This window comes from Amycolatopsis sp. NPDC049691 (genome assembly GCF_040675005.1).
Classification (GTDB): Bacteria; Actinomycetota; Actinomycetes; order Mycobacteriales; family Pseudonocardiaceae; genus Amycolatopsis.
Genome location: NZ_JBFANX010000028.1, coordinates 83,424 through 96,707, shown reverse-complemented (window position 1 = coordinate 96,707; position 13,284 = coordinate 83,424). Strand labels below are relative to the sequence as shown.

Below are 13,284 nucleotides of genomic sequence, written 5' to 3'. Positions count from 1 at the left end.
TTGGATCTGTTCGACTTCGGCAAGACCTGGGAGCTGATCACCGAGCTCCCCGGCGTCCAGACGGCCCTGCTGGCCGCTCTCATCCTCGGCCTGGTCGCGGGGGTGCTGGGCCCATTGATCGTGATGCGGCGCATGTCGTTCGCGGTGCACGGGACGTCCGAGCTGGCGTTCACCGGCGGCGCGGCGGCGCTGCTGCTGGGCATCGGCGTCGAGTACGGCGCGCTGATCGGCGCGGTGGCGGCGGCGCTGCTGCTGGGCGTCCTCGGCGCGCGCGACGCGGACCGCGACTCGGTGATCGGCGTGATCCTGTCGTTCGGTCTCGGGATGGGCGTGCTGTTCCTGTCCTTCTACAAAGGACGGTCCGGGAACAAGTTCGGCATTCTCACCGGGCAGATCATCACGATCGACTCGACGAACCTGACCTTGTTCGTGGTGTCGTCGGCGGTGGTGCTGGCGGTGCTGGCGCTGGTGTACCGGCCGTTGCTGTTCGCTTCGGTGGACCGGAACGTGGCCGTGGCGCGCGGGGTGCCGGTGAAGACGCTGACGGTGGTGTTCGCGCTGCTGGTGGGGGTCTCGACGGCGTTGAGCGTGAAGGTCGTCGGCTCGCTGCTGGTGGTGGCACTGATGGTGACCCCGGCCGCGGCGGCCGCCCGCGTGACGGCGTCACCGTGGAAGGCGACGGTGCTGTCCGTGGTGTTCGCGGAGGTGTCGGCGCTCGGCGGGATCGTGCTGTCGCTGGCGCCGGGGCTGCCGGTGAGCGCGTTCGTGACGGCGATTTCGTTCTTGATCTACGTGGTCTGCCGGGTGATCGCCTGGCGGCGCGACCGCCGGACGCGGGTGCGCGCGGTGGAACCGGCCCTCGTCGCGGCGGCCTAACCCAGCATCAGCAGGACCTGGAGTTCGCCGACCACGAACCCGATCACCCCGCCGACCGCGATGAGCTTCCACTCGTCCTGCCGGAACGCCGGCCGCAGCAAGCCCTCGAACTCCAGCGGCGTCAACGCCAGCATCCGCTGCTCGATCACCTTCGCGACGTCCATCGCCTCGGTCAGGTACCCCTCGGCGTACCGGGCCGTGTCCGGCAGCTGCTCCAGCGCCTTCACCGCCGCCGCGTGCTTCATCTCCTTCAGGCGCGTGCCGCCCATCGTGCGGGAGAAGGGCACCTGCTTGTCGACCGCTTCGGAGACGGCGTGCTCCACCAGCGCCGCCAGCCGGTCGGCGCGCGGCCCGCGCAGCACCGCGTCCAGCAGGTTCTGGACCGTCAGCACCTCGTTCGCGATCAGCTCGCCGTACTGCCGGGCCACCTCCGCTCGTCGCCGCTGGAACTTGCCCTGGAAGATCATCCGGCCCAGCCGGACCGGCTCGCGCGGGACGAAGATCAGCTTGATCGCGAGCCAGTCCGTGAACAGCCCGATCGCGCCGCCGAAGATCGGCAGGACCAGCGGTTCGCGGGTGAACGCCCACACCAGGGTCTGGACGAGCCCGAGGCCGAACCCGAAGTAGATGCCCATCCGCGCGATGAACGCCATCTCCGGGCGGGACGTCTCGCGGATCAGCCGCACCAGCAGCGCGCGGTCGCGCGTCAGCCGCTGGACCGTCATGTGCTGGACGTCGAGGACCTCGTCCAGGTTCTCGCGGACGTCGTCGAGGAACTCCCGGACCAGCCGCGGCGCCGCCGCCTGGACCTGCTTGATCAGCATCTCCTGCGCCAGCGTCGGCATGACCTCCCACAGCCGCGGGTGGTGTTCGGCGAGGACTTCACGCGCGATGTGGTCGACCGCGCGCAGCAGCGGCTGCTCCAGCTCGCTGGTGATGATCACCGGGTCGATCCGGCCGAAGACCTCGCGCAGGTCCAGCAGGTTCGCCGTCAGCAGCTCGGTCGCGACGGCCGCCATCCGCCCGCCGTGCTTCGGGACGACGCCCTGCCAGCCCAGCAGCGGCGGGATCCCGACGAAGTCGAGCGGCCGGAACATCATCTCGATGGCGACGCGCTTGGTGACGTACCCGATCAGCGCCGCGATGAACGGCATCGCCGCGTACAGCGGCCAGTGCAGCGCGAGGTCGTGCAGGACCGCGTCCAACTCCGACCTCCTCATGCCGAGAGCGAAACCGTACCGGCTACCCCAGCAGGGCGAGCACCTGCAACTCGCCGACGAGCCCGCCGATCACCGCGCCGACGGCGATCAGCTTCCACTCGTCCTGCCGGAACGCCGGCCGCAGCAGCTGCTCGAACTCGAGTGCGCTCAGCTTCTTCATCCGGTCGACGATCGTGTTGCGCACGTCGAGGGCGTTGATCGCGTAGTTCTCGGCGTACCGGATCGTCTCCGGGACGCGCTCCGCGGCCTTCGCCGCCGCCGTCTGCTTCATCTCCTGGAACTTCTTCGTCCCGACGGCGATGGCGACGAACGGCTTGACGACGCTGGCCTGCGCGTCGATCGTCTTCTGCACCTCGCGGGTGATCATCGCGAACAGCTTGTCGGACTTCGGCCCGCGCAGCACCGCTTCCAGCAGGTTGGGGATGGTGATGATCTCGCGCGCGATCATGTCGCCGTAGTCGGCGGCGACCTGGTCGCGGCGCTTCTGGAAGATGCCCTGCCAGGTGTAGAGGCCGAAGAACCGCTTCGGCTCGCGCGGCAGGAAGATCATCTTGAGCGCGAGCCAGTCGGTGAACCAGCCGATGCCGAGGCCGAACAGCGGGAGCACGATCGGCGACTTCGTCAGCGCCCACACCACCAGCTGGACGCAGCCGAGGACGAACCCGAACCAGATGCCCGAGCGCGCGATGAACCGCATCTCCGGCCGCGAGATGTCCCGGATCAGCCGGTTGAGCAGCGCTTTGTCGCGGACGAGGTTCGTCACGACCATGTGCTTGAGGTCGAGGACGTCCTCGATGTTGTCGGCGATCTCCCGCATGATCTTCGTGATCGCCTTCGGCGCTTCGGCCTGGACGCGCTTGAGCAGCAGCTGCTGCGCGCCGTTCGGCAGGACCTCCCACAGCCGCGGCTGGTAGGTCTCCATCACCTCGCGCGTGACGTCTTCGACGACCCGCAGCAGCGGCTGCTCGATCTCCTTCGCGACCTGCGCCGGGTCGAGCCGGGCGAAGATCTCCTTGGGGTCGACGAGGTTGGTCGTCAGCATCTCGGTGGCCGTCGCCGCCATGCGCTCGGCGTTCGCCGGCAGCACGCCTTGCCAGCCGAAGGGCTTGACGCCGACGAACTCCAGGGGCCGGAACATCATTTCGATGGCGACGCGCTTGGTGACGTAGCCGATCAGCGCCGCGATGAACGGCATGGTGACGTACACCTGCCAGTGCGTGCCGAAGTCCACGCGCGCACGCTATCGGCCCGGCGTCAGTGCAGCAGGAGCAGCACCTGGAGTTCACCCACCAGGCCACCGATGACCGCCCCGACGGCGATCAGCTTCCATTCGTCCTGCTTGAACGCCGGGCGCAGGATCCCTTCGAACTCCAGCGGGGTCAGCTGCTGCATCTTGCCGACGATCGTGTTGCGGACGTCGAGCGCGCCGGTGGCGTAGCTCTCGACGTGCTTCACCGTTTCGGGGAGGTATTCGATCGCTTTGGCGGCCGCCGCGCGTTTCATCTCCTGGTACTGCCGCCCGCCGATGGTCAGGGCGACGACCGGCTTGGCCAGGCTGACCTGCGCGTCGATCGTGCGCTGGACCTCGCGGGTGATGAGCGCGAACAGCTTGTCCGCGCGCGGTCCGGTGAGCACCGCCTCCAGGACGTTCCGCACGGTGAGGACCTCGTCGGCGATCAGCGCGCCGTAGTCGGCGGCGACCTCCTGGCGGCGCTTCTGGAACATGCCCTGCCAGCGGAAGAAGCCGAACCCGCGCGGCTCGCGCGGGTAGAAGATCATCTTGAGCGCCAGCCAGTCCGTGACGAAGCCCGTGACGAAACCGAAGACGGGCATGATCAGCGGCTGTTTCGTCAGCGCCCAGGCGACGAACTGGACGAGCCCGATCACGAAGCCGAACCAGATCCCCGAGCGCGCGATGAACCTGAACTCGGGCGCGGCGACCTCGCGGATCAGCCGGCAGGTCAGCGATTTGTCGCGCACCATGGCGCCGATGAGCATGGCGTTGACGTCGAGGACGTCGTCGATGTTGGTCGAGACCTCCCGCAGCAGCCGCTTGACGACCTGCGGCGCCTGCGCGCGGACCTGGTCGACGAGCAGGCGCTGCGCGCGCGAGGGCAGCATTTCCCAGAGCCTGGGCTGGTAGGTCTCCATGACTTCGCGCGTGACGTCTTCGACGGCCTTGAGCAGGGGCGCTTCGAGCTCTTTGACCATTTCCTCCGGATCGAGGCGGCTGAAGATCTCCTGCGGGTCGACGAGGTTGCGGGTCAGCAGGTCGACGGCGGTGGTGGCCATCCGCCGCGCGTTCGCCGGGATGACGCCCTGCCAGCCGAAGACGGGCTTGATGCCCTTGAACTCCAGCGGCCGGAACATCATCTCGATGGCGACGCGCTTGGTGAGGTAGCCGATGAGCGCGGCGATGAGCGGCATGGTGGCGTAGACGTGCCAGTGCGCGGCGATGTCAGCGAGTATGTCCACAGTGGCCTCCTCGCTTTGACCGCTGGTCAACACCGGTCAGGATGCCATGCGTCACCGGGGGTTCCAATATCCGTGATGCATCCGTTTGGCGGTACGTGCGAACGGGTCCCAGCTCATTAAGGTGGCGCGATGGTCGCGCCTGAGAAGCCCCAGTCCGCCCCGAAGACCGCCCAGTTCGCCGTGGGTGTCCGCGGCTACAACCAGCGTCAGGTCGACGAACGCCTCGCCGCGCTGGAGAAGGACCTGCGCGAGACGTCCCGCAGCCGCGACGAAGCCGTCGCGACGTCGGCGGACCTCTCCAAGGCCCTCGCGTACGCGCAGAAGGAGCTCGCCGAGACGAAGGCCGCGCTCGCGCGGATGAGCTCGAGCCCGTCCGGCGCGGGCGCGATGGCCGAGCGCGTCCGGATGATGATGCAGCTGGCCGAGGAGGAGATCGCGGACCTGCGCGCGGCGGCGGAGGCGGACGCGGCGTCGACCCGCGAACAGGCCGACAAGTACGCGCACGAGACCCGCCGCACGGCCGACAAGCTGGCGAAGGACGCGGAAGAAGAGCGCGCGCGCCTGCTGTCGGAGGCGAAGGGCGAGATCGAGAAGCTGAACGCGGCGGCGGGCGCGAAGCGGGTCGAGCTGGCGGCGGCGGCCGAGCGGGCCCGCAAGGAAGCGGACGCGGCGGCCGAAGCGGCGGCGGCTTCGTTGCGGGAGGAAGCGGACCGGAAGGCCGCGGAGGAGCTGGCCGCGAAGAAGAAGGCGTTCGACGACGAGTACGCCGCGAAGAAGAAGGCCTTCGACGACGAGATCTCGCGGAAGAAGCAGGAGACCGAGGCGGCGCTGGCTTCGGCCCGGTCCCAGCAGGCCGAGGCGGACCGGAACCGGAAGCTGGCGCTGGACCTGCGGTCGAAGGTCGCCGAGCGGATCGCGGCGACGGATGTCGCGGTGCAGGAGGCCATGCGGTTGCTGGCTCCGGAGCCCGCGGCCGCGGAGAACGGCGACCGCAAGCCGACTCCCGCTCCTGCGGCGAAGGCCGCACCGGCGAAGGCGTAAATCCCCCGGCCGGAGAGGTGGCCGAAGCTCGTGGGTGGCTGGCAGTCTGCATGACAGCTGCTTGATCACCCACGAGAACGGACCCGCCGCATGCTCCTCGAGACCGAACGGGCCGCCGTGTGCGCCTACGCGCGGCGGATGGTCGGGGACGGCCTCGTCGTCGGGACCTCCGGGAACGTCTCGGTCCGGGCCGGCGACCTCGTCGCCGTCACCCCGACCGGCGTGCCCTACTCCAGCATGAACCCGGCGGACGTCCCGGTCGTCGACCTCGGCGGCGAGGTCGTCGACGGCTCGCTCAAGCCGACCAGCGAGCTGCCGATGCATCTGTCGGTCTACTGGGACGTGCGCGATCCCGACGGCGAGCCCGTCACCGCGGTCGTGCACACGCACTCGCCGCACGCCACCGCTGTCTCCACCCTCGTGCGCGAGGTGCCGCCCATCCACTACATCCTCGCCACGGTCGGCCCTTCGGTGCGCGTCGCGCGCTACGCCACGTACGGAACGCCGGAGCTGGCCGCGGCGGTGCTGGAGGCCATCGAAGGGCGCCGCGGCTGCCTGATGGCCAACCACGGCACCCTCACCTACGGCGACGGCCTGGAGGCGGCCTACCACCGGGCCCAGCAGCTGGAATGGGCGTGCCGGGTCTGGCTGCTGGCGCAGGGCGCGGGCCGGCCGGCGCTGCTGCCGCCGCCCGAGGTGGCGAAGGTCGTCGACCGGCTGCGCGGCTACGGCCAGACCTAGTGCGGGACGACCTGGTTGGCCACCATGATCATCCCGGCCACCAGGGCGAGGAAGGCCACCACGGCACCGATCGCGGCCGCGGGCTTCCCACGCCGCCGCCCGATGCAGCCGAGGACGCCGAGGACCACGCCGGCGAGCCCGAACGGGAACGCGACGTAGGCCCGGAACCCGGTCATGTCCACCGGCAGGAACGGCAGCACGAGCCCGAGCAGGCCGAGGACGAGGGCGGCGATGCCGAGCCCGGGTCCCTTCGGCGGGGGCAAGGGGCCGCCGGGGTTGGGCCACGGCTGCTGGTACCCGTACGGCGGCGCGGCCGCGCCAGGGTAGGGCGGTTGGCCGAGCGCGCCCGGGTAGGGCTGGCCGGGGGCGCCCGGGTATGGCGGTTGGCCGCCCGCACCCGCGTGCGGCGCGGACGCTTGTGGCGGAAGGCTTCCGTGCGGCGCGGCCGCTTGTGGCGGAAGGCTTCCGTGCGGCGCCGCCTCCGGTTGACCGGCGCCCGGGTACGGCGGCCGGCCACCCGCGCCCACGTGCGGCGCGGCCCCCTGCGGCGGAACGCCTCCTTGCGGCTGCCCACCCACCGCGTCCGGGTCTGCCGGATTCGGCTCTGCTCCTGGGCCCTCGGTCATGCGGACTCCTCACTTCCGGAGCCGCCTGCGTATCAAACCCGCCGCGCCGCCGCCGGGGAATTCACGAAAAATTGCCTAGGACGCCAGCGCGTCGACCGCGTGGACCGCGTCCAGCAGCTCCGCCACCGTCGGGTCGTCGACCGCCTCCTTGATGCACTGCCACAGCTGGAGGTTCGCCATCGCCCAGCGCGAGTACGTCGCCGCCGCCTCGGGGTTGTAGAAGTAGTACCCCTCGTCGTGGACGTCGCACTGCTCGCCGACGATCTTGTCCGCCAGCTCGCGCAGGCTCAGCCCGTTCTCGCGCAGGTACCGGTGCGCGAGCACCACCGGCGTCACCGGCAGCGCCTTGAACAGCGTGTCCGCGTCGCTCAGCGCCTGCGCCTCCAGGGAAATGTCGCGGCCGCGCGTGGCCATCTCGGCTTCGTCGACGATTTCGTCGATCCACCGGGCGACGCCGGCGGGCACCCCGCACTCCGCGAGGATCTCCAGCCGCAGGCTCCGGCCCGCCGCCGCGGGCGAATTGCGGAGCACCAGGTAGTTGACGTCGTGCACCAGCGCCGCGACCTCCACCACCGCGCGGTCGGCGCCGTTGTGCTGGGCGAAGCCGGCCGCCTTCGCGCGGACGAAACTCACATGGTGCCAGCCGTGGAACGGCAGCCGTTCGGCATAACGGCGGCAGAGCCGGTGAACCCGGTTCGCGACGGCGTCGACGATGACGTGGTCGATCGTGCTTTCCTGCGTGCGCATACACCTCTCCGATCCCGGCCGTGGTGTTCAGACGGGTGGAGTAATGGTAAGCGCCGTGACGCCGGTGGGTAGCTAGATGCGGTCGGCCAATTCCCCCAATCGGACCTCTACCGGAACGTGACGATGACCGATTCCCGTGGCGGGATCGAAAGAAAGGCTGAAACTGCTCACCGGGCGTGATTTCACCAGGAACGTCATCGTGCCGTCGGCCGCTTCGGGGATGCGGTGGAATTCGTCGGCCAGCATGGTGGCGCAGGCACCGGCCCGGCACAACGTCCGGCGCCGCAGCCGCGCGCCCGCGATCAGCCCGGTGCCGGCGTCGATCGTCGTTTCGTACCTCTCGTGCAGGTAGTCACCACGGAGAATGGTGGTGCAGAAGTGGTATCTGTGGTTGTGCACGGAATCCGCGTAGCCCTCCCGCCAGTCCTCCTGCGCCTTGTATTCGTGCAGCCAGAAGGAAAACGGGTCGGTCGGCGAATCGAGCAGGCACCACGCGAAGTGCGTGGTCGTTTCCCGGGACGAACGCAGGATTTTCACGGATTCCGCGGTGGTCAACGCGCGCAGCTGCGAGCGCAGCTCCTCGCGCAGCCCGGGCTGGGCGGCCCACGGCCGGAACCACTCGTCGACGGCACGCCAGCCGGCGGCCAGTGGGAACTCGGCCGCGCGCAGGCGCGTGGCCAGTTCGGAAAGGGGGGACAGGCGGGTGAGCAAGGTCAGCTCCCTAGCTCGGCGACTTCGGAGAACTCCGCGCGGAAAGCGTGGAACTTGCTTTCCAGCGCACGGAACTGCTCCTCGGACAGGGGGGATCCGGTGATCTTTTCGAACAGCGCCAGGAAATCCGTCCGCGTCGTCGCGGACGTGATGCGGAAGTGGCGGCCGGTCCGGGACTGCGAGACGCGCACGAACTCGGCGCGCTCCATGTTGTAGAGGAAGGAACCCTCGGTGAACCGCAGGGACCGCGGGTACAGCTTCGTGGCGCCGCGCACGTCGCTGTAGAGCGACACCCACACGCTGTCGTCGAACAGTTCGAGCCGGTCCAGCGGCGGGTCGGCGACCACGGTGATGTCGACCGACGCGCAGCGGCTGCGCGCCAGGAAGAGGCCGACGAGCCCGATCCGGATCTCTTCGTCCAGCCGGGTCTGGATCTGTTCGGAGTCGACGTCGCCGGCTTCGCGGCGCAGCAGGTAGCGGGCGCGCCCGCTGATCGAGCTGGCGTCGCGCGGGTCGGCGATGACGGCCCGGAGTTCGCGTTCGGTGCGGGAAAGCAACAGGCGGGCGGCCGCGTGCCGCCCGGAGAAGCCGCGGAAGAAGTACTGCCGGGTCGCGTTGAGGTCGGCCATCAGCAGCCGGTTGAAGCCGGGGTCGGGGTCGGTGGTCGCCTCGAACACGTCGGTGGGGAAGAACTCCTTGTTCAGCGCGCGGTATTCGGCGCTCAGGTCCTCCAGCGCGCGCCTGCTTTCCTCGATCACCGGGGTCACCAGCGCCTTCTGCGACGCGCTGGCGGTGATCAGCGTGGTGCCGAACCCCACGATCGCGGAGATCAGGGTGCCGGTGCCCAGCGACGTCACCAGGTTCTTCCCGGTGCCGGGGTCCATCAGGCCGGCGAGCCACAGGCTGAGGCCGGCGACGACGACGAGCACCGTGAGGAGCAAGCTCGTCCTGGTCCAGAAGATCTCCTGCAGTGGGGTACGGCGGCGGGGTCCGCCATCCGCGACCACGTGCTTCACCTCCCTCGAGCCACCCGAACGGACGTAAGCTGAAAGTGTCTGTTCGAGCGCGGGGAGTCACTTTACGCTCCCTACGGGACGCGCGAAATAAGAAGTTCGGGGGACAGAGCTGACGGACAGACGTCACTCTCGGCAATAATTAACCAGCTTGGCGCGGTTTTCGAAAATCGCGGAAAACCGGCTTCAGAGCGTGGCCGGGAGCCCCTTTTCGTACCAGTCCGGGCCGGGTTCGGCGGTCATCAGGAACTCCACGACGACCGGCACGGGGGCCGGGTGGATCTCCGGGTGATCGCGTTCGCCGCGCGCGAAGTCCACCGGCCAGGCCAGTTTTTCCTCGTCGAGCGAAAACTCCCCGCGCGCGCCCGTGCGGTTGCCGCGGGCGTCGAGACGTGCCCATTTGCTGTGCAGGTACACGGCATTCAGCCCGTGCAGCGCGGACAGCTCCTGGTAGCAGAACCCGGCCGGAATCCCTTGTGCGCGCAGCAAAGCGGCGAGCAGGTGCGCCTTCGCGTGGCAGATCCCGACGCGCTCGCGCAGGACGTCCGACGCCCGCCAGGTGACGCGCGGATCGCGTGCGTCGATCACGTGGTCGACCTCGTCCCGGACGAACCGGAACGCGGCCTCGGCGCGGGCGACGGGATCGTCCCCGGCGGTCCGGAGGGCGTCGGCTTGGGCGCGGACGGCCGGGTGGTCGTGATCGACGACGGCGTCCGCGGCGAGGTAGTCGCTCAGCCGAACGGAGGTAGGTGCGGGAACCGGGCTCATCCGGCCATCCTGACAGCTGCGGCCATTCGGGCGAGCCTCTTTTTCCGGGGTGGCGACGCTCCGCGTTCGCCGGTTACGGAAGGTAAAAGTCGGGTGAGAAGCCCGTCCAGCGCAGATCCGCGGTCAGGTGCGCGACGTCGTTGTACGTCAGCAATGCGGCGGGCCGTCCCGGCGAGTAGCGGATCACGGTCAGCGCGGCGTTGGCGTGGTTGAGGGCGAGCCACCGCCACGGCGGCGCGTCCTGCGAGGCGCGCACGAGCCAGCCGGCGAGGAAGTTGTGCGTGACAAGCACTTCGTACCGCGTCTCGGCGCCCGGCACGGGCCCGGTGAACCGCCGTTCGGCCTCGGCGGCGAGCTCTTCGTCGGCGGGCGGGAGCCGTCGGACGAAGGCGTGCAGGAGGTCGCCGGAGGTCTCGGGCAGTTCCTCGCGCATCGGCGTGTAGGGGACGAAGTCGTCGGCCGCTTTGTCGACGTAGACGGGGACGCCGGGCAGCTGGGTGGCGATGAGCGCGGCGGTCTGGCTCGCGCGCGTCAGGGGACCGTGGTGGACGGCGTTGATCGGGATCTCACGCAGGCGCCTGCCGAGCAGGAGCGCCTGACGGCGGCCGGCTTCGGTGAGGTCGCCGGTGGGTGCCGCTTCGCCGTGGCGGGTGAGGAAGAGGTACCGCGTCGCGAGCATCAGCCGACGGGGACGAGGGCACCCTGCGGGCCTTGGCTCGGCGTGAACTGGGCGAGCAGCCGGATCGGGGCGGGGTGCGGTGGGAGGACGGTCGAGGCGAACGGGGTGATCGTGTGCTCGTAGCCGCTGTTGGTGTGCAGGTGGACGCTCACGTGGACGTTGCGGTCGGCGGGGATTTCGAAGCTCACCGAGCCCCACGACACGACGTACTGGCGGCCGTCGATGCTGGCGATCGGGGCGTACGCGCGGACCGTGTGGCCGAGGTGCGGGATCTCGACCGCGAGCAGCCGGCGGGGGCCGTCGTGGTGGTCCACGTACGGGATCACGCCCGGTGTCCTGGCCAGCTCGGTCATTGCGGGTGCCCCTCTCGATCGTGCTCATGCTGCCAGGCGGCTTCGGGGAGCGGGCGGTTGACTCATGTCAGGATCCTGACATACAGTGGTTCGTGTAAGGAACCTGACATGAGGAGTACGACATGCCCGTCACCGGCCCCGACTTCGTTTCGCTCCAGGCGCGCGATCTCGCCGCTTCGCAGGCGTTCTACGAGAAGTACCTCGGCCTGGTCCGCTCGCCGGCCGGACCGCCGCACGCCGTCGTCTTCGAGACGAAGCCGATCGCGTTCGCACTCCGCGACGTCGTCCCCGGCACGGATCTCGACTCCGTCGCCCAGCCGGGCATCGGCGCCGCGATCTGGCTCCACGCAACGGAAGTCCAGGCGATTCACGACGCATTGGTCGCGGACGGCCACCGGATCGTGGCCGAGCCGATCGACGGCCCCTTCGGCCGGACGTTCACGTTCGCCGACCCCGACGGCTACCGGATCACCCTCCACGACCGCGCCTGACCGGCCGTCGCTGCGTGTCGGGAGGGCGTCAGAACTGGTAGTACAAGGCATGGAACCGCGCTTGACCTGCGGTTCATGACCTAGATCATGCCGCCAGGCCGTCATCAGGCCGTGCCGGGGGTTCAGGCCGGACGCCGAGCACGTTGTCGACGGCCCGCCGGGTCCGGTCCTTGCTCGACGGCATGAGGTGCGTGTACGTCCGCAGTGTGAACCCGGGGTCACTGTGGCCGAGGTGTTCGGCGAGTGCGGTGATGGACTCCCCGGCGTCCAGCAGTGTCGAGGCGTAGAAGTGCCGCAGCGCGTGGAACCCGTCGACGCGCTTGACCCGGGGAACTTCAGCCTTCTTCAAGGCCGGTCCCCACGCCCACTGGTTGTAGACGGGCCGGGAGACGGCGGTCCGGTCCCGCGTGTAGACGATCACGCGCGCCGAGACGAGTTCGCCGCCGGGATGCTGCCAGGGCAGCGTGACGACGATCGGCGGGAACTTCGCGACGTGCTCCTCTATGTCTCGGGCGACCGACGAGGGCAGCGGGACTTCGCGGATCTTGCCCCGCTTGGGCGGCCCGAAGCACGGCTTGCCGTAGACGAACTTCACCTGCCGCTGGACCGTCACCATGTCTTCATCGAAGTCGACGTCGTCGAGGGCCAGGCCGAACGCCTCGCCCTGCCGCAGGCCGAGCCCAGCGCCGAGGGACACCGTGACCTTGTACCGCTCGGAGATGGCGTCGCGCACGGCGTGAACCCGGTCGGTTGTCCACGGAACGATCTTGCGCGCGGGAATGGCCGGCTTCCGCACGGACGACGCGTTGCACGGGTTCTTCCTGATCAACTCGTCATCGATCGCAGCGTTGAAGATGCTCTGCACGTGGACGAAGAGCACCTGCCGGTAGCTCGCGGCCAGCTTGCCGTCCTGCAGCGCCCGGTCCCACTCCCGGATGCTCGACGGCTTCACCATGTCCAGGTACTTGTCCCCGAGGTAGGGATAGATGTGGTTCTTGAGCCGGACACCGACCGACTCACGCGTGGACTCCTCGAAAGTCTGCGTGCGCAGCCACTTGTCCGCGTACTGCCGAAACGGCACCTTCCCCGCCTCAGGGTCTGTGTACACCCCCTGATTCATCTCGTGCTCGACCTTGGTCAGGAAGTCGTCGGCCGCGCGCTTCTGCTTGTCCGCGAACGACTTGCTCCGCTCCGCGCCGGTCGGATCCTCGTACCGCACCCGATAACGCTTCCCGATGCCGTACAGCTCGGTCTTCTCAAGCACCGGCTTGCCGCGCCCGTTGAGCACGACCTTGCCCGCGTTGTCCTTCTTCGGCCGGTACCAGCGGTCCTGGACGTGTCCCATCAGGCAGCCTCCAGCCCGGCCACCCATGCCCGGACCAACGCGGCGTCGTACCGCAGGTGCCGTCCAACCTTGCTCACCGGCGGCCCCTCGCCCCGCCACTTCCACTGGTAGAGCGTCTTCACCGGCACGCGGAGGTAGGCAGCGACGTCCTCAACTGACCAGAGCTGGTCAGTGCTTTCGAAGTTGTTCATGGTTCCC

Annotated in this window: 16 protein-coding genes; 4 read left to right on the top strand and 12 right to left on the bottom strand. The window is 69.2% G+C overall.

Going from position 1 to position 13,284, the window contains the following annotated elements; genetic code table 11:
- Nucleotides 1-876 (top strand): metal ABC transporter permease, encoded by an 876-nt coding sequence (locus AB0J40_RS41675; RefSeq protein ID WP_364465131.1) that lies wholly within the window; start codon nt 1-3, stop codon nt 874-876.
- Here AB0J40_RS41675 and AB0J40_RS41670 read toward each other — a convergent pair.
- Genes AB0J40_RS41670 through AB0J40_RS41660 form a run of 3 tightly spaced genes read right to left on the bottom strand, consistent with a single transcriptional unit; the run spans nt 873 to nt 4,523 of the window.
- On the bottom strand, nt 873-2,081 hold the full coding sequence (locus AB0J40_RS41670) for a DUF445 domain-containing protein (RefSeq protein WP_364465195.1): 1,209 nt from the start codon (nt 2,079-2,081) through the stop codon (nt 873-875). The two genes, AB0J40_RS41675 and AB0J40_RS41670, sit on opposite strands and share 4 nt — an antisense overlap.
- A 37-nt stretch (nt 2,082-2,118) precedes the next feature.
- Nucleotides 2,119-3,291: a DUF445 family protein gene (locus AB0J40_RS41665; protein ID WP_364465193.1), complete on the bottom strand. Its 1,173-nt coding sequence runs from the start codon at nt 3,289-3,291 to the stop codon at nt 2,119-2,121.
- A 59-nt stretch (nt 3,292-3,350) separates the two neighbouring features.
- Nucleotides 3,351-4,523 carry a DUF445 family protein gene (locus AB0J40_RS41660; protein ID WP_364465191.1) on the bottom strand — a complete coding sequence of 391 codons (1,173 nt, stop codon included), beginning with the start codon at nt 4,521-4,523 and terminating at the stop codon, nt 3,351-3,353.
- A 177-nt stretch (nt 4,524-4,700) separates the two neighbouring features.
- Here AB0J40_RS41660 and AB0J40_RS41655 point away from each other — a divergent pair, with 177 nt between their 5' ends.
- A complete protein-coding gene (locus tag AB0J40_RS41655; RefSeq protein WP_364465129.1) occupies nt 4,701-5,612 on the top strand; it encodes a hypothetical protein in 912 nt (303 codons plus the stop codon).
- 90 nt (nt 5,613-5,702) lie between these two features.
- The gene (locus AB0J40_RS41650) at nt 5,703-6,353 is read left to right on the top strand and encodes a class II aldolase/adducin family protein (RefSeq protein ID WP_364465127.1); all 651 of its coding nucleotides are present in this window, start codon (nt 5,703-5,705) and stop codon (nt 6,351-6,353) included.
- Here AB0J40_RS41650 and AB0J40_RS41645 read toward each other — a convergent pair.
- From AB0J40_RS41645 to AB0J40_RS41615, 7 genes are all read right to left on the bottom strand, one after another.
- Nucleotides 6,350-6,616 carry a hypothetical protein gene (locus AB0J40_RS41645; protein ID WP_364465125.1) on the bottom strand — a complete coding sequence of 89 codons (267 nt, stop codon included), beginning with the start codon at nt 6,614-6,616 and terminating at the stop codon, nt 6,350-6,352. The genes AB0J40_RS41650 and AB0J40_RS41645 overlap by 4 nt on opposite strands.
- A gap of 438 nt (nt 6,617-7,054) precedes the next feature.
- Entirely contained in the window at nt 7,055-7,726 is a 672-nt protein-coding gene (locus AB0J40_RS41640) for an HD family phosphohydrolase (RefSeq protein ID WP_364465123.1), read from the bottom strand.
- A gap of 72 nt (nt 7,727-7,798) precedes the next feature.
- Complete coding sequence (locus AB0J40_RS41635) at nt 7,799-8,437, bottom strand: hypothetical protein (RefSeq protein WP_364465121.1); 639 nt, start codon at nt 8,435-8,437, stop codon at nt 7,799-7,801.
- Between the two features lie 2 nt (nt 8,438-8,439).
- Nucleotides 8,440-9,453: a hypothetical protein gene (locus tag AB0J40_RS41630; RefSeq protein ID WP_364465119.1), complete on the bottom strand. Its 1,014-nt coding sequence runs from the start codon at nt 9,451-9,453 to the stop codon at nt 8,440-8,442.
- A gap of 183 nt (nt 9,454-9,636) precedes the next feature.
- The gene (locus tag AB0J40_RS41625) at nt 9,637-10,218 is read right to left on the bottom strand and encodes a transglutaminase family protein (RefSeq protein WP_364465117.1); all 582 of its coding nucleotides are present in this window, start codon (nt 10,216-10,218) and stop codon (nt 9,637-9,639) included.
- Nucleotides 10,219-10,291: 73 nt separating this feature from the next.
- Nucleotides 10,292-10,897 carry a histidine phosphatase family protein gene (locus tag AB0J40_RS41620; RefSeq protein ID WP_364465115.1) on the bottom strand — a complete coding sequence of 202 codons (606 nt, stop codon included), beginning with the start codon at nt 10,895-10,897 and terminating at the stop codon, nt 10,292-10,294.
- Nucleotides 10,897-11,250: a hypothetical protein gene (locus AB0J40_RS41615; protein WP_364465113.1), complete on the bottom strand. Its 354-nt coding sequence runs from the start codon at nt 11,248-11,250 to the stop codon at nt 10,897-10,899. The genes AB0J40_RS41620 and AB0J40_RS41615 overlap by 1 nt, the downstream gene beginning before the upstream one ends.
- A gap of 122 nt (nt 11,251-11,372) precedes the next feature.
- On the opposite strand from AB0J40_RS41615, the gene AB0J40_RS41610 reads away from it, so the two are divergent.
- Nucleotides 11,373-11,741, top strand: a complete 369-nt coding sequence (locus tag AB0J40_RS41610; protein ID WP_364465111.1) for a VOC family protein — start codon at nt 11,373-11,375, stop codon at nt 11,739-11,741.
- 85 nt (nt 11,742-11,826) lie between these two features.
- On the opposite strand, the gene AB0J40_RS41605 is transcribed toward AB0J40_RS41610, so the two are convergent.
- Together AB0J40_RS41605 and AB0J40_RS41600 are read right to left on the bottom strand one after the other, a co-directional pair.
- A complete protein-coding gene (locus tag AB0J40_RS41605) occupies nt 11,827-13,086 on the bottom strand; it encodes a site-specific integrase (protein WP_364465109.1) in 1,260 nt (419 codons plus the stop codon).
- Nucleotides 13,086-13,277, bottom strand: coding sequence for a helix-turn-helix domain-containing protein (locus tag AB0J40_RS41600; RefSeq protein ID WP_364465107.1), 192 nt, complete (start codon nt 13,275-13,277; stop codon nt 13,086-13,088). The genes AB0J40_RS41605 and AB0J40_RS41600 overlap by 1 nt, the downstream gene beginning before the upstream one ends.
- Nucleotides 13,278-13,284: the final 7 nt, after the last annotated feature.

Bases quoted from the DNA above. Each gene is read 5' to 3' on its own strand.
- AB0J40_RS41665 (WP_364465193.1), bottom strand. From the start codon at position 3,291: ATGCCGTTCATCGCGGCGCTGATCGGCTACGTCACCAAGCGCGTCGCC.
- AB0J40_RS41660 (WP_364465191.1), bottom strand. From the start codon at position 4,523: ATGCCGCTCATCGCCGCGCTCATCGGCTACCTCACCAAGCGCGTCGCC.
- AB0J40_RS41655 (WP_364465129.1), top strand. From the start codon at position 4,701: ATGGTCGCGCCTGAGAAGCCCCAGTCCGCCCCGAAGACCGCCCAGTTC.
- AB0J40_RS41650 (WP_364465127.1), top strand. From the start codon at position 5,703: ATGCTCCTCGAGACCGAACGGGCCGCCGTGTGCGCCTACGCGCGGCGG.
- AB0J40_RS41640 (WP_364465123.1), bottom strand. From the start codon at position 7,726: ATGCGCACGCAGGAAAGCACGATCGACCACGTCATCGTCGACGCCGTC.
- AB0J40_RS41625 (WP_364465117.1), bottom strand. From the start codon at position 10,218: ATGAGCCCGGTTCCCGCACCTACCTCCGTTCGGCTGAGCGACTACCTC.
- AB0J40_RS41620 (WP_364465115.1), bottom strand. From the start codon at position 10,897: ATGCTCGCGACGCGGTACCTCTTCCTCACCCGCCACGGCGAAGCGGCA.
- AB0J40_RS41615 (WP_364465113.1), bottom strand. From the start codon at position 11,250: ATGACCGAGCTGGCCAGGACACCGGGCGTGATCCCGTACGTGGACCAC.
- AB0J40_RS41610 (WP_364465111.1), top strand. From the start codon at position 11,373: ATGCCCGTCACCGGCCCCGACTTCGTTTCGCTCCAGGCGCGCGATCTC.
- AB0J40_RS41605 (WP_364465109.1), bottom strand. From the start codon at position 13,086: ATGGGACACGTCCAGGACCGCTGGTACCGGCCGAAGAAGGACAACGCG.
- AB0J40_RS41600 (WP_364465107.1), bottom strand. From the start codon at position 13,277: ATGAACAACTTCGAAAGCACTGACCAGCTCTGGTCAGTTGAGGACGTC.